The organism is Caldimonas sp. KR1-144, assembly GCF_049446155.1.
Lineage (GTDB): Bacteria > Pseudomonadota > Gammaproteobacteria > Burkholderiales > Burkholderiaceae_C > Rivibacter.
Genome location: NZ_JBMSEE010000010.1, coordinates 1 through 13,432 on the forward strand (window position 1 = coordinate 1; position 13,432 = coordinate 13,432).

Consider the following 13,432-nt stretch of genomic DNA (forward strand, 5'->3'; position numbering starts at 1 on the left):
CAGGCCCTCCACAGCTGGCAGCACCACTACAACTGGCACCGCCCCCACCGCGGCATCGGCCGCGTCGCTCCAGCCTCTCGACTACCGGGGCCTCGACACAACGTCTTGACAGCTCACAACTAGGGCGCAGATGACGACAAGCGCGATTAAAGCCAGCACTGCCGTCCCGAGACCCACATTGATCTCAACATGAAGGCGGGACGAGTCAAACGCCCGCAACAGGCTTCCAACAAAGACCCCAAGAAGCAACAGCACAACCGCCCCACGAATGCGGGCGAACCGGGGAAATACATCAAACACCTGGATCACAAACCCGATGAGGCCAGCAATGCCAGTGATGAGCGTGAAGTAGTCAGCCCCCATACCCCGCCTCCCCCGCGAATCGGTGTGGTGATGAACTGTACCCGTGTTGTACCCGCGCACTGTACCCACGTCAAAAACTAAGGCCCCGAAAATCCTTGAAAATCAAGGACTTATCGGGGCCTGAAATTTTTGGGGTGGCTGATGGGACTCGAACCCACGACGACCAGAATCACAATCTGGGACTCTACCAACTGAGCTACAGCCACCGTAGAGCGCGAGATTATAGCCGAGCCGCCGCGTTCGAAGCGGCTCGTGCGCGCATCTCGATCACTGCGCCGCCGAGGCCGCGGCGGCCGGGGCCTTGGCTTCGACGTGCACGCGCAGGCGCTGCTTGAGCGACTCGTAGTAAGCCAGCGACTCGGCCTGGCTCCACGCCTGAGCGAACTGCCCCTGCAGTTGCTTCGCGTCGCCCGAGGCCGGATCGCGCGGCAGCACCTTGTCGATGCGCGCGACCAGGTAGCCCTGCGCACCGAGGTCGATGCCGGTCCAGGCCGGCAGCGTCTGCACCGGCGCCTTCATCAGCGCGTCGATGGCCTCGCGCGGCAAACCCTTGGGCTGCACGCGCGAGATCTCCACCGCGGCATCCAGCGCAGGCTCGCCGCCTTGTTTCCACGCGGCCAGCTTGGCCTCGCCTTCCTTGCGGGCCAGCGCCGCCGCCTGCTGGGCAGTGACCAGGCCGCGCACGCGGTCCTTGACCTCGTCGAACGGCAGCTTGCGCTTGGGCTGGTAGCTGACGATGCGCGCGGAAGCCAGCTGGTTCGGGCCCACCTCGACCGCCTCGGTGTTGCGCTTGTCGCGCAGCGCCTCCGCCGAGAACAGCGACTCCAGCAGCTTGGCGTTCGAAAGCGGTCCGGCCGCGCCGGCCTTGGGCGTGCGCGTCACGCCGGTGGCGGTGAGCACGGTCAGCTGGAGCTTGTCGGCCGCGGGCTTGAGGCTGTCGGACTGCTCGTAGACGAGGTTCGAGAAGGTTTCGGCAGCCTCCGCGTAGCGGCGCTGCGCGGCCTGCTGCAGCACCTCGTTGCGGACCTCGGCCTGCACCTGCTCGAAGGGCTTGCGTTCGCCGCCGCGCGCGCCGGTGACCTGGATCACGTGGTAGCCGAAGTCGCTCTGGACCACGCCGCTGAGCTCGCCCGGCTTGAGCGCGAAGGCCGCGTCCTCGAAGGGCTTGACCATCGCGCCGCGGCCGAACCACTCGAGGTCGCCGCCGCGCTGGGCCGAGCCGGGGTCGTCGGAGTTCTTCTTGGCCAGCTCGGCGAACTGCTTCGGGTCGCGCTTGAGCTCGGCGAGCAGGCTCTCGGCCTTGGCCTTGGCCTTCTCGCGCTCGGCCGCCGGCGCCGAGGCCTCGGCCTTCACGAGGATGTGGCTGGCGCGGCGCTCCTCGGGGGCCGTGAAGCGTGCGGCGTTCTGTTCGTAATAGGCCTTGAGCTCGGCGTCGGAGACGGTGATGCCCTTCTTCACCGCCTCGAGGTCGAGGACGATGTACTCGACGCTGGCCTGCTCGGGCGATTCGAAGGTGGCAGCGTGGGCAGCGTCGTCGTAGTAGGCCTGAAGGTCGGCGTCGGTCGGCTTGACCTGCGCCTCGTAGGCCTTGGCATCGAAGCGCGCGACGCGCACCTCGCGGCGCTGGAACAGCGCGTTGGTGGCTAGCTCGGTGGCTTCGGCCGACGGCGTGGCGCTGCCCAGCACGCCCAGCACGACCTGGCGCATCGCGAGGTCGCGGCGCAGCTGCTGCTCGAACTGCGCAACGCTCATGCCCTGCGCTTCGATCAGTGCCTTGTTGAGCGTGCCGTCCGGGTTGCGCAGCACCGCGAACTGCGGGTCGTTCTGGAACAGGCGCGCCAGGCGCTGGTCGCCGGTGGTCAGCCGCAGCTTGTCGGCGGCCACCATCATCACGCGCTCGCGCACCAGCTCGTCGAGCGTGCGCTGCTTCATCTCGGGCGTGTCGAACAGCTTGAGGTCGACGCCCGGCGCCTGCGCGCGCATGCGCTCGACCTGGCGCCGGTGCGCCTCGTCCCATTCGGTCTGCGTGATCGATTGGCCGGCGACCTTCGCCACTTCCTGGCGTCCTTCCTTGAAGCCGCTGTAGCCCTGGATGCCGAAGAACACGAACGAAGGAAAGATCAGCAGCACCAGCAGGAGCTGCATCAGGCGAGTGTGCTTGCGGACGAAATCGAACATCGATGGCCTCGAAGACGGCAGGCGCCAGGAGCTGACGCCCGGAAGCGACAAAGGCGAACCGAGGTTCGCCTTTGTGTTGCGAGCTTGCGGAAAACGGGCCGCAGGCCGCGCGGATTCTAGCGAAGCGCCTGGGCGCTGACCGCTTGCGCGGCTTGGTGGGTGCTGAGGGGTTCGAACCCCCGACCTACGCCTTGTAAGGGCGCCGCTCTACCAGCTGAGCTAAGCACCCGGCTCGCGCGAAACCGCTCGATCAGTTGAGCGAGTCCTTGAGCGCCTTGCCCGGACGGAACTTGGGCACCTTGGCGGCCTTGATCTTGATCGTCGCGCCGGTGCGCGGGTTGCGGCCGCTGCGTGCGGCGCGCTTGGTCACTGCAAAGGTGCCGAAGCCGACCAGCGAGACGCTGTCGCCCTTCTTCAGCGACTTGGTCACACCACCGATCAGCGCCTCGAGCGCGCGGCCGGCCGCGGCTTTGGAGATGTCGGCTTGCTTGGCGATGTGATCGATCAACTCAGTCTTGTTCACGTAGGTACCCCCTCTGAGGATGAAACGGCGGTAGGTGTCAGGCGATGAGCGAACCGCAACGACTGGTTCGCGCGGAGCCGGTCGGCGGTCCCGAACGAGGCATCGACCGGACGTCAAAACGGAGCGCGATTCTATGCTCAATCACTTCGCGCAACGGCATGCTGTTTCGCGTGGAATCCACGCTTGACAAGGCCTGGCGCGGGTTTCGGCAAGGGCGGTCGTGACGCAGCACACGCGCCGCGAGATCGGCCAGAGGGCTCAACGCCCGCCGCGCACGACGAGCGCAACGCCCGCCGCAGTGATCGCCAGGCCGGCGTAGACGCTGGCCGTCAGTGCCTCGTCGAAGAGCGCGGCCGCCATCAGCGCCGTGCACGGCGGCACGAGGTACAGCAGGCTCGTGACCGCCGTGGCCGCGCCGCGCTGGATCAGCATGTAAAGCAGCGAGCTGCCGCCCAGCGTCAGCGCGAGGACCGACCACGCGAGCGCGCCGAGCAGCTCGGGATGCCATTGCATCGGCGGCGTCTCGAGCATCGCCAGCGGCAGGCTCACCGCGAGCGCGGCCAGCAGCTGGATGAGGCTGGCGCTGCGCACGTCGCACGGCGCGACGAAGCGCTTCTGGTAGAGCGTGCCGGCCGTGATCGCCACCAGCGCGAACAGCGCGCAGCCCAGGTTGAAGCCGCTGATCTCGCCGGCGCCCAGCTTGTGCTCGACCACCAGCACCAGGCCTGCGAATCCGAGCGCGAGGCCCAGCCACTGTCGCCCCGCGACGCGATCCTGCCCGCCGCGCGAGCTCAGCCACAGCGCGGTGATCACCGGCTGCAGGCCGACGATCAACGCCACCGTTCCGGCGCCCATGCCGGCCTTGACCGCCGTCCAGACGCCGCCAAGGTAGCCGGCATGCATCAGGATGCCGGTGACGGCCAGGTGGCCCCACTGCCGCGCATCGCGAGGCAGGGTCGCGCGCGATGCGGCGACCCACAGGCCGAAGCAGGCGATCGACAGCGCATAGCGCAGCGCAAGGAACTTGAGCGGCGGCGAATGCGGCATCGCGTAGCGCGCGACGACGAAGCCGGTGCTCCAGATCAGCACGAACACCCAGGGCATCGCGCGCAGGGCGAGCGCGCCCTGGCGCTCGTCGACCGCGGCCGTCATCGGGCTTTCGCCCGGATCTCGGGCAACGCCTTCTGCAGGTAGTACACCATCGACCAGATCGTCAGCGTTGCCGCGATCACGATCAGCGCGGTGCCCCAGGCGTGCGTGTCGATGAAGCCGAACAGCGGCCGGTCATAGAGCAGGAAGGGGATCGCGACCATCTGCGCCGCGGTCTTGAGCTTGCCGATCATGTGCACCGCCACGCTGGCCGAGGCGCCGATCTGCGCCATCCATTCACGCAGCGCCGAGATCGCGATCTCGCGGCCGATGATCACCAGCGCGATCAGCGCGTGCAATCGCCCCAGGTGCACCAGCACCAGCAGCGCCGCGCAGACCAGGAACTTGTCAGCCACGGGGTCGAGGAAGGCGCCGAACGACGAGGTCTGGTTCAGCCTGCGCGCCAGCCAACCGTCGGCCCAGTCGGTGAGCGCCACGACGATGAACAGCACGGTCGCGACCAGGTTCTGCGTCGGCGTGTCGATCGGCAGGTAGAACACGCCGACGATGAGCGGGATCGCGACGATGCGCGCCCAGGTCAGCAAGGTGGGCAGGGTCCAGAACATCGGGCCATTGTGCCCGCGAGACGAAGCCCCCACGCTGGCGGCTTTGCGCTGCGCAGCCTGGCAGGCCGTGCCGGGCCGGTCAGGAGTCCAAGGTCCGCGGCTTGAACTTGCGATCGTCGTTGAACAGGAAGGTCTCCTGGAACTTCCAGGGCTTGGGCAGATGCGCGACGCTGCCGAAGGGCGCCGCGCGCTTGACCGCGTCGATCGCCAGCTTGATCGTGTCCTTGGCCTGGCGCGGCTCGCGCATCACGTCGATGTGGCGGATGCTGCCGTCGGCGTTGAGCTCGATCTCCAGCACGGGAATCGCGAGCAGGATGTCGGGCACCTTGCCGTCGTAGGTCATGCCGGGGCTGGCGGCGACGATGCGCAGCGCCGCCTGTGCGCGCAGTTCCTGCATCGAACGTGGCGTCTTCGGCGCCGGCAGCTGGCCGGCTGCCGCCGAAGGCGCGGCCGGCGCGGGCGCCGGTCGCCCCGGAGCAGGCGCCGGAGGCGGCGGCGCAGCGCACGACGCCAGCATCAGCACGCCGATGACGGCCAGCGCACGCGCGCGGTTCGCGGCGCGGGCCGCGGATTCAATGCAAGGCACGGTAGATCTCCTCGGCGAGTTCTGCGGAAATGCCGTCGACGCCCGCCAGGTCGTCGACGCTCGCGGCCGCCACGCCGCGCACGCCACCAAAGCGCTGCAGAAGTTTGGCACGCTTCTTCGGGCCCACGCCCGGGATGTCCTCGAGCTTGCTGCCGCCGGTGCGCACGCTGGCACGCCGCGCTCGCATGCCGGTGATCGCGAAGCGATGCGCCTCGTCGCGGATCTGCGCCACCAGCATCAGCGCGGCGGAGTCATGGCCGAGGTAGACCTTCTCGCGGCCGTCGGCGAACACCAGTTCCTCGAGGCCGACCTTGCGGCCCTCGCCCTTCTCGACGCCGACGATCAGCGACAGGTCGATGCCCAGTTCCTCGAACACCTCGCGCGCCATGCTGACCTGGCCGCGCCCGCCGTCGACCAGCACCAGGTCGGGCAGGCGCTCGCGCCCGCCGGGTGCGGCCTCGGCGAGCTTGGCGTAGCGGCGCGTGAGCACCTGGCGCATCGCGGCGTAGTCGTCGCCGGGGGTGATGCCGTCGATGTTGTAGCGGCGGTACTGGGAGGACTGCATCTTGTGCTGCTCGAACACCACGCACGATGCCTGCGTCGCCTCGCCGGCCGTGTGGCTGATGTCAAAGCACTCGATGCGAAACGTCTCCAGGTTCTCGACCGGCAGGTCGAGCGCGTCGACCAGCGCGCGCGTGCGCGCCTGCTGCGAGCCCTCCTCCGCGAGCAGCTGCGCGAGCTTGAGCTTGGCATTGCGCTCGGCCATCTCGAGCCACTGGCGGCGCTGTTCGCGCGGCTGGTGCACGGCACCGACCTTGAAGCCGGCCTGGTCGCTCAGCGCCTCGAGCAGCGCACGGTCGATCGGGTGGTTGGCGATCAGCAGCGGCGGCACCGCGGCATCGAGGTAGTGCTGGCCAATGAAGGCCTCCAGCACCTGCACTTCGATCGGGCGCGCCGTCGCGCGCTCGGCAGCCTCGTCGGCCGACAGCGCCTCGCTGAAGGCCTCGTCCTCGGCAGCGTTGAGCGCTGCCGCGTCGTCGACGTGGGTCGGGAAGTACGGCCGGTCGCCCAGGTGGCGCCCGCCGCGAACCATCGCGAGGTTGACGCAGGCGCGACCGCCTTGCACCACCACCGCAAGGATGTCGGCGTCCTTGTCGAAGGCGCTCGACGCGTCGCTTTCCATCGTCTGCTGGTGCAAGACGCGCGACAACGCGCCGATCTGGTTGCGGATCTCGGCGGCCTGCTCGTACTCGAGCTTCTCGGCGTGTTCCATCATGCGCTGCTGCAACTGCGCCATCACCTCGTCGGTCTCGCCGAGCAGGAAGCGCTCGGCATTGGCCACGTCCTCGGCGTAGTTCGCGCTCTCCGGCGCGCGCACGCAAGGCCCCGAGCAGCGCTTGATCTGGTACAGCAGGCAAGGCCGCGTGCGGTGGTTGAAGACCGTGTCCTCGCAGGTGCGCAGCCGGAACACCTTCTGCAGCAACTGGATCGACTCCTTGACCGCCCATGCGCTCGGATAGGGCCCGAAATAGCGATGCTTCTTGTCGACCGAGCCGCGGTAGTAGGCCATGCGCGGAAACTCGTGCGAGGCGAACTTGAGGTAGGGGTAGCTCTTGTCGTCCCGGAACAGGATGTTGAACTTGGGATTCAACGTCTTGATCAGATTGTTCTCGAGCAGCAGCGCCTCGGCCTCGCTGCGCACCGCGGTGGTCTCGATGCGCACGATCTTCGAGACCATGTGGCCGATGCGCGTGCCGCCATGGTTCTTGTGGAAATAGCTCGAGACGCGCTTCTTCAGGTTGCGCGCCTTGCCGACGTAGAGCACGCCGCCTTGCGCGTCGAAGTAGCGGTAGACGCCGGGCAGCCCCGGCAGCGCGGCCACCTCGGCCAGCAGGCGCTGCCAGAGGGCGTCGGCCTCGTCGGTGGGTGCGGTGTCGCCGGTGTCGGCGGGAAGGGAACTCATCGATGCATCACAGGAAGGCGATCGCGCGGCCGGCCAGCAGGCTGGCGAACCAGAGCGCGAGCGACAGCGCGGCCACAGCACGCACGCCGGCGGTCACCGGCCGCGTGCCGGCCAGCACGCCGGGAAAACTCAGGTGGAAGAGCGCGACATTGCTCAGCGCCAGCGTCAGCAGCACGAACTTCCACACGAAGGCCGGATTGGCGATGTACTCGGTGGCCTTGACCGCGAACAGCAGCGGCCCGGTCGCCACCGCCAGCGCGACGCCGGCCACCGCCACGGGCCAGGCCGCGCGCGCGACCGGCGCGACCGGCTCGCGTGCGCGCAGCAGATGGAAATCGAGCACCGCGATGCCGCCGAGCAGCGCAGCAATGCCGAGGATGTGCAGCGCGTTCAGCAGCGGATAGGCCCACAACGATTCGCGCAGCCACGCGGCCGGCCCCCACGCTTCGATCGCATGGGCGAGCGCGGACGGGTCAAGCGTGCGAGGCGCGGCCATGCGGCATTGTGTCGCGCCGCGTTGCCAGGCAATGGCGGCTTCGATAATCGCTGCATGCTCTGGGATGTCTTCTGCCGCGTGATCGACAACCACGGCGACCTCGGCGTGTGCTGGCGGCTCGCGCGGCGACTCGTCGCGCTCGGCCACCGCGTGCGGTTGTGGGTCGACGACGCGAGCGCGCTGGCGTGGATGGCGCCGCGCGGCGCCGAGGGCGTCGAGGTGCTGCCATGGCGCGAGCCCGAACCGCACGAGACGCCGGGCGAAGTTGTCATCGAGTCCTTCGGCTGCGATCCGCCGCCGGGCTTTCTGGCGCGCATGGCGCAAGCGGCCGTGCTGCCGGTGTGGATCAACCTCGAGTACCTGAGCGCCGAGTCCTATGTCGAGCGCAGCCACGGTCTCGCGTCGCCGCAGATGGCCGGACCGGCGCGCGGCCTGACCAAGTGGTTCTTCTACCCGGGCTTCTCCGAAGCCACCGGCGGGCTGCTGCGCGAGCCCGCGCTCGACGGCGCGCGCGACGAGGGCTGGCTCGCTCGCATCGACCCGGCCGCCCGGCCCGAGGCCTGCCGCGTGAGCCTGTTCTGCTACGAGAACCCGGCCCTGCCGGCGGCGCTCGAGGCCTGGCGCGAGGGCTCGACGCCGGTCGATCTCTACCTGACGCCCGGCCATGCGACGCGGCAGGCGGCGCAGTGGCTGGGCACGCCGCTCGAAGCCGGCAGCCAGCGGCATGCCGGCGCGCTGCGGCTCGTCGCGCTGCCCTGGCTGGAGCAACCGGATTACGACCGCCTGCTCGCCGCCTGCGAGCTCAACTTCGTGCGCGGCGAGGACTCTTTCGTGCGCGCGCTGTGGGCCGGCCGGCCGTTCGTCTGGCAGATCTACCCGCAGCGCGACGGCGTTCATGCCGCCAAGCTCGAGGCCTTCCTCGACGTCTACGTCTCTGGCGCACCGACCGCGTTGGCCGCCGCGCTGCGCCGTCGCTTCGCGGCCTGGAACGGCTTGGCCGATGCGCCGGCCCATGCCTTGCCCGATGCCGCCTGGACGAGCCACGCCGCGGCCCGCGCGCAGGCCCTGGCCAGCGTGCAGCGCAGCCTGGGCGACCTGGGCGAGCGGCTGCTGCGCTTCGCGCTCGCCAAGCGCTGACCAGGAAACCCTTCGCGCCAGCGGGAGAAGGTACAATTGCGGGCTTTGCGCGACGGGGCATTTCCGCGACAGGAAGAACGCCTACGCGCCAGCCCCACCGCACCCGACACAGCACCCCTTCCGGTCGGGCAGCCAATCGAGAGAGCTCCACGATGAAGATCGCCCAGGAAATCCGCGCCGGCAACGTGATCATGCAGGGCAAGGACCCGATGGTCGTGCTCAAGACCGAGTACAGCCGCGGTGGCCGCAACGCCGCCACCGTTCGCATGAAGCTGAAGAACCTGCTCAACAGCTCGGGCACCGAAGTCGTCTTCAAGGCCGACGACAAGATGGACCAGATCGTGCTGGACAAGAAGGAGTGCACCTACTCCTACTTCGCCGATCCGATGTACGTTTTCATGGACGCCGAGTACAACCAGTTCGAGGTCGAGGCCGAGAACATGGGCGACGCCATCAGCTACCTCGAAGACGGCATGCCGGTCGAAGTGGTGTTCTACGACGGCAAGGCCATCTCGGTCGAGCTGCCGACCACCGTGGTGCGCGAAGTGACCACCGAGCCGGCCGTCAAGGGCGACACCTCGGGCAAGGTCATGAAGCCCGCCAAGATCGCCACCGGCTTCGAGATCTCGGTGCCGCTGTTCGTCGAGAACGGCGACAAGATCGAGATCGACACCCGCACGCACGAGTACCGCAAGCGCGTCTGACGCGGCTCGCCGCTCGCGCATCAAGGGCACCTTCGGGTGCCCTTTGCCTTTGTGGACCGTCTTTGCGGCTAACCTCGCCCGACGATGTTCGACTTCGACGCCGCCGTCACCGCGCCCTTTCGCATGCAGCCCGGCCTTCAGCGCCTGGCCGACGGCGCCGTGCAGCTGACGGCACTCGACCCCACCGACAGCGCCTTCGCCGAGAAGCTGCAGGTGTTGCGGCGCGAGCCCGGCAGCGCGCTGCTGAGCGCGCCCGGCTTCGACGCGCGCCCGGCGCTCGAAGCGCTGGCCCGGCAGGCCCAGCGAGACGCGCCGCAGGCGCTGCGGCCTGATGGCGATCGCGGCCTCGCGGCACCGCTGCTCGGCTGGTCGGTCGCCTGGGACGGGGCCTTGTCGGCGTCGTCGCCGGCAACGCACGCGACGGCCGGCGCGGTGCTCGCCGCGCTGCCGGCCGAGCGGCGCCTCGCGGGCCTGGCCAGCCTGGCGCTGCACGAGGACCTCGCCATCGTCGACGGCGCCGAAGCCGCCCTGCCCTGGCTGGCCGTGTGCCTGCCCTCGCACTGGGTGCCGGCCGACAAGGTGGGCCGATCGTTCGCGCAGGCCCATGCACCGGTGGCGGACAACGCGCTGGTCGTCAACGCGGCGCGCCAGCTGTGCGCGCTCGTGTGCCGCGAGCCGCGCTGGGAGCGCTTTGTCTGGACCGTCGTGCCGCACGGCGGCCATGACCACCATCCGCAGCGCCACCAGGATCGCTGGCCCGCGGCGCCGGACGAGTCCGGGCTCGACGCGTGGGCCCGATCGCTGTGGTTTCGCACCGAGCGGCAAAGCTTCATCCCCGTGGCCGGCAAAGCGCAGGCCGTGTTCACGATCCACGTCGCCGTGCGCCCGCTGCCCGAGGCGCTGGAAACGCCGGCACGCGCCGCGGCGCTGCACGCAGCCATCGCGTCGATGAGCGAGGCGGTGATCGCCTACCGCGGCCTGGCCGCGGCGCGCGCGCCGCTGCTGGCCTGGCTGGCCCGCCGCGCAGCGGCATGAAGACCGCGCCCATCGTCCCCGCGACGCTGGCCTTCGGCGACGACGGCGTGCCGCGCGCGCCGGCCTTCGGCGATGTCTACCACGCCGCTGCCGGCGCCGCCGAGCAGGCGCGCCACGTCTTCCTCGGCGGCAACGGCCTGCTCGGCGACGCGCCGCGCTGGGCCGGACGCGAGGGCTTCACGATCCTCGAGACCGGCTTCGGCCTGGGCAACAACTTCCTCGCCGCGTGGGACGCCTGGCGCCGCGACCCGCGGCGCAGCCGTCGGCTCGACTTCGTCTCGATCGAGAAGCACCCGCCGACGCGGGAGGACCTCGCGCGCGTGCACGCCGGCGGCTCGCCGCAGGCGCGCGAACTGGTCGACGCATGGCCGTGCGCGACGCCGAACCTGCACGTGCTGGACTTCGAGGCGGGCCGCGTGCGCCTTGTGCTGGCCCTGGGCGACATCGAGCTCGTGCTGCCGCAGTTGCTGGCGCGCGTCGACGCGTTCTTCCTCGACGGCTTCGCGCCGGCGAAGAACCCGCAGATGTGGCAGCCGCGCCTGTTCGAGCGCCTGGGCCGCCTTGCCGCGCCGGGCGCGACGGCCGCGACCTGGAGCGCCGCGCGCGTGGTGCGCGACGGGCTCGCCGGCGCCGGCTTCGCGGTCGAGCAGGCCGGCGGCTTTGCCGGCAAGCGCGACATGACCATCGCCCGCTTCGCGCCGCGCTTCGTGCCGCCGGCGCCCGTCGGCGGCCTGCATGTGCACGAGGGCGAGCGCGCGGCCGTGATCGTCGGCGCCGGCCTGGCGGGTTGCGCCGCCGCGGCGGCGCTCGCGCGGCTGGACTGGCACTGCACGGTGCTCGACGCGCTGCCGGCCGCCGGCCAGGCGACCTCGGGCAACCCGATCGGCCTGATGCACGCGACGCTGCACGCCGACGACGGGCCGCATGCGCGCTGGCTGCGCGCAGGCGCGCTGCACATGGCGCGCAGCATCGCGCCCGCGCTGGCCGACGGCTCGGTGCGCGGCGCGCTCGACGGCTTCGTGCGCCTCGAACCACGGCTCAGCGACGAGGCCGCACAGGCCCTGCTCGCGCGCTGCGGTCTGCCGCGCGGCTTCGTCGATTGGCTCGATCGCGCCGCCGCGCGCGAACGCACCGGTGTGGCACTTCCGAGCGGGGGCTGGTACTTCCCGCAAGGCGGCTGGCTGGCACCGGCCGATGTCGCGAAGGCCTGGCTGGCGGCCAGCGGCGCACGCTTCGTCGACGGCGTGAACGCTGCGTCGATCGTGCGCCGCGACGGCCGTTGGCTGGTGCTCGATGCCCAGGCGCGGCCGATCGCCGAAGCGCCCGTGCTCGTGATTGCCAATGCGCTCGACGCCGCGCGCCTGGCCGGGCCCGCGCTCGGTCCGCTGGTCGCCGTGCGCGGACAGATCAGCGGCTGGCCGGTGCACCCCGGCCTCGCGGCGCCGCGCTGCGCCGTCTCCGGCGCCGGCTATGCGGCGCCGGCGCTGGACGGCTGGCTGTGGACCGGCGCGACCACGCAGCACGGCGACGGCGAGGCATCGCCGCGCCTCGCCGATCACGAGCACAACCGCGCGCGCCTGGCCGCGCTGCTGAGCGTCGCGCCCGAGGCGATCGGCCGCGTCGAGGACGCGGTGGGCCGGGTCGGCTGGCGCGCCGTCACGCCGGACCGCCTGCCGATCGTCGGCGCCCTGCCCGATCTCGACGCGCTGCCGGCCGCGACGCGCGCCGACGCACCGCGGCTCGTTGCCCGCCGGCGCGATGCGCACGGCGGTCTCTACGTTTTCACCGGGCTCGGCTCGCGCGGACTGAGCTGGGCGGCCCTGGGCGCCGAGCTGCTGGCCTCGTGGATCGCCGGCACGCCCTGCCCCGTGGAGGCCGACCTGCGCGACGCGGCCGACCCGGCGCGCTTCGCGCTGCGCGCGGCACGCGCGCCCACGCCTCAGCCGCGCTGACGCGCCGCCTCGTACAGGCAGATCGCCGCGGCGGCCGCCACGTTGAGCGACTCCTCGCCGCCCGGCTGCGGGATGCGGCGCGTTTCGGCGCAGCGCGTCAGCAGCGAGGCGGCGACGCCGCGCCCCTCGTGGCCGAACACGAAGGCGCAAGGGTCGGGCAGCGGCGCTTCGGCCAGCGAGCGGGGCGCATGCGAGCTGGTCGCGATCAGCGGCACGCCAAGCGCGTCGAGCGCCTCCTCGCGCTGCTGCTCGACGAGGTGCAGCGCGAAGTGCGCCCCCATGCCGGCGCGCACCACCTTGGGCGACCACAACGCCGCGGTGCCGCTGAGCGCGACCACCTGGGCGATGCCCAGCGCCGCGGCGCTGCGCAGCACGCTGCCGACGTTGCCGGCGTCTTGCAGGCGGTCGAGCACCACTGTTGGCACACCGGCCAGAACCGCCGGCGCCTCGGCCGGCAAGGCGAGCAGCGCAGCGATCGGCGCCGGCGACTCGAGCGTGCTCAGCGGCTTCATCAAGGCATCGGAGACGACGGCAATGCGCGCCGCCCGCTGCGCGATCTCGCGCAGCGACGGATCGGCCCATGCCGCCTCGGTCAGCACCACCTGCGTCAACGCACGGCCGCGCGTCAGCGCGGCGCGCAGCAGGTGGTCGCCCTCCAGCCAGGCCTGGCCGGTCTTGCGGTAGCCGGCCGGCTCGTGCGCCAGGCGGCGCAACTGCGCGAGCAGCGGGTTCTCCCGCGAGGTGATGCGCACCGGTTCGCGCATGGCCGGCGTCCCCAAC

General features: G+C 70.7%; 12 protein-coding genes and 2 tRNA genes. 4 read left to right on the forward strand and 10 right to left on the reverse strand.

The genetic code is table 11. The features are described from left to right. Positions 1 to 493: 493 nt before the first annotated feature. The 9 genes from ACO2TI_RS20080 to ACO2TI_RS20120 all read right to left on the reverse strand — a co-directional run bounded on the left by ACO2TI_RS20080 (position 494) and on the right by ACO2TI_RS20120 (position 7,824). Positions 494 to 569, reverse strand: a tRNA-His gene (locus tag ACO2TI_RS20080). Positions 570 to 630: 61 nt separating this feature from the next. After that, positions 631 to 2,541 carry a SurA N-terminal domain-containing protein gene (locus ACO2TI_RS20085; RefSeq protein ID WP_423286957.1) on the reverse strand — a complete coding sequence of 637 codons (1,911 nt, stop codon included), beginning with the start codon at positions 2,539 to 2,541 and terminating at the stop codon, positions 631 to 633. Between the two features lie 153 nt (positions 2,542 to 2,694). Continuing rightward, a tRNA-Val gene (locus ACO2TI_RS20090) sits at positions 2,695 to 2,770 on the reverse strand. Positions 2,771 to 2,791: 21 nt separating this feature from the next. Further along, positions 2,792 to 3,064, reverse strand: a complete 273-nt coding sequence (locus ACO2TI_RS20095; RefSeq protein ID WP_423286958.1) for an HU family DNA-binding protein — start codon at positions 3,062 to 3,064, stop codon at positions 2,792 to 2,794. Positions 3,065 to 3,322: 258 nt separating this feature from the next. Continuing rightward, positions 3,323 to 4,216 carry a DMT family transporter gene (locus ACO2TI_RS20100; RefSeq protein ID WP_423286959.1) on the reverse strand — a complete coding sequence of 298 codons (894 nt, stop codon included), beginning with the start codon at positions 4,214 to 4,216 and terminating at the stop codon, positions 3,323 to 3,325. Next, positions 4,213 to 4,779, reverse strand: a complete 567-nt coding sequence (pgsA, locus tag ACO2TI_RS20105; protein WP_423286960.1) for a CDP-diacylglycerol--glycerol-3-phosphate 3-phosphatidyltransferase — start codon at positions 4,777 to 4,779, stop codon at positions 4,213 to 4,215. Before pgsA ends, ACO2TI_RS20100 begins: the two co-directional genes overlap by 4 nt. 79 nt (positions 4,780 to 4,858) lie before the next feature. Then, complete coding sequence (locus tag ACO2TI_RS20110; RefSeq protein ID WP_423286961.1) at positions 4,859 to 5,365, reverse strand: hypothetical protein; 507 nt, start codon at positions 5,363 to 5,365, stop codon at positions 4,859 to 4,861. Further along, positions 5,352 to 7,328: an excinuclease ABC subunit UvrC gene (uvrC, locus tag ACO2TI_RS20115; protein WP_423286962.1), complete on the reverse strand. Its 1,977-nt coding sequence runs from the start codon at positions 7,326 to 7,328 to the stop codon at positions 5,352 to 5,354. Before uvrC ends, ACO2TI_RS20110 begins: the two co-directional genes overlap by 14 nt. A gap of 7 nt (positions 7,329 to 7,335) precedes the next feature. Further along, a complete protein-coding gene (locus tag ACO2TI_RS20120) occupies positions 7,336 to 7,824 on the reverse strand; it encodes a hypothetical protein (RefSeq protein WP_423286963.1) in 489 nt (162 codons plus the stop codon). Between the two features lie 54 nt (positions 7,825 to 7,878). Here ACO2TI_RS20120 and earP point away from each other — a divergent pair, with 54 nt between their 5' ends. From earP to mnmC, 4 genes are all read left to right on the forward strand, one after another. Further along, positions 7,879 to 8,961, forward strand: coding sequence for an elongation factor P maturation arginine rhamnosyltransferase EarP (gene earP, locus ACO2TI_RS20125; RefSeq protein WP_423286964.1), 1,083 nt, complete (start codon positions 7,879 to 7,881; stop codon positions 8,959 to 8,961). Between the two features lie 152 nt (positions 8,962 to 9,113). Next, a complete protein-coding gene (gene efp / locus ACO2TI_RS20130; RefSeq protein ID WP_423286965.1) occupies positions 9,114 to 9,665 on the forward strand; it encodes an elongation factor P in 552 nt (183 codons plus the stop codon). An 84-nt stretch (positions 9,666 to 9,749) separates the two neighbouring features. Further along, on the forward strand, positions 9,750 to 10,700 hold the full coding sequence (locus tag ACO2TI_RS20135; protein ID WP_423286966.1) for a heme-dependent oxidative N-demethylase subunit alpha family protein: 951 nt from the start codon (positions 9,750 to 9,752) through the stop codon (positions 10,698 to 10,700). Next, positions 10,697 to 12,652, forward strand: a complete 1,956-nt coding sequence (mnmC, locus tag ACO2TI_RS20140) for an FAD-dependent 5-carboxymethylaminomethyl-2-thiouridine(34) oxidoreductase MnmC (RefSeq protein WP_423286967.1) — start codon at positions 10,697 to 10,699, stop codon at positions 12,650 to 12,652. The genes ACO2TI_RS20135 and mnmC overlap by 4 nt, the downstream gene beginning before the upstream one ends. On the opposite strand, the gene ACO2TI_RS20145 is transcribed toward mnmC, so the two are convergent. Beyond that, complete coding sequence (locus tag ACO2TI_RS20145; protein WP_423286968.1) at positions 12,640 to 13,416, reverse strand: TrmH family RNA methyltransferase; 777 nt, start codon at positions 13,414 to 13,416, stop codon at positions 12,640 to 12,642. The two genes, mnmC and ACO2TI_RS20145, sit on opposite strands and share 13 nt — an antisense overlap. Between the last annotated feature and the right edge of the window lie 16 nt (positions 13,417 to 13,432).

Bases quoted from the DNA above. Each gene is read 5' to 3' on its own strand.
- mnmC (WP_423286967.1), top strand. From the start codon at position 10,697: ATGAAGACCGCGCCCATCGTCCCCGCGACGCTGGCCTTCGGCGACGAC.
- ACO2TI_RS20085 (WP_423286957.1), bottom strand. From the start codon at position 2,541: ATGTTCGATTTCGTCCGCAAGCACACTCGCCTGATGCAGCTCCTGCTG.
- pgsA (WP_423286960.1), bottom strand. From the start codon at position 4,779: ATGTTCTGGACCCTGCCCACCTTGCTGACCTGGGCGCGCATCGTCGCG.
- uvrC (WP_423286962.1), bottom strand. From the start codon at position 7,328: ATGAGTTCCCTTCCCGCCGACACCGGCGACACCGCACCCACCGACGAG.
- efp (WP_423286965.1), top strand. From the start codon at position 9,114: ATGAAGATCGCCCAGGAAATCCGCGCCGGCAACGTGATCATGCAGGGC.
- ACO2TI_RS20135 (WP_423286966.1), top strand. From the start codon at position 9,750: ATGTTCGACTTCGACGCCGCCGTCACCGCGCCCTTTCGCATGCAGCCC.
- ACO2TI_RS20145 (WP_423286968.1), bottom strand. From the start codon at position 13,416: ATGCGCGAACCGGTGCGCATCACCTCGCGGGAGAACCCGCTGCTCGCG.
- earP (WP_423286964.1), top strand. From the start codon at position 7,879: ATGCTCTGGGATGTCTTCTGCCGCGTGATCGACAACCACGGCGACCTC.
- ACO2TI_RS20100 (WP_423286959.1), bottom strand. From the start codon at position 4,216: ATGACGGCCGCGGTCGACGAGCGCCAGGGCGCGCTCGCCCTGCGCGCG.
- ACO2TI_RS20120 (WP_423286963.1), bottom strand. From the start codon at position 7,824: ATGGCCGCGCCTCGCACGCTTGACCCGTCCGCGCTCGCCCATGCGATC.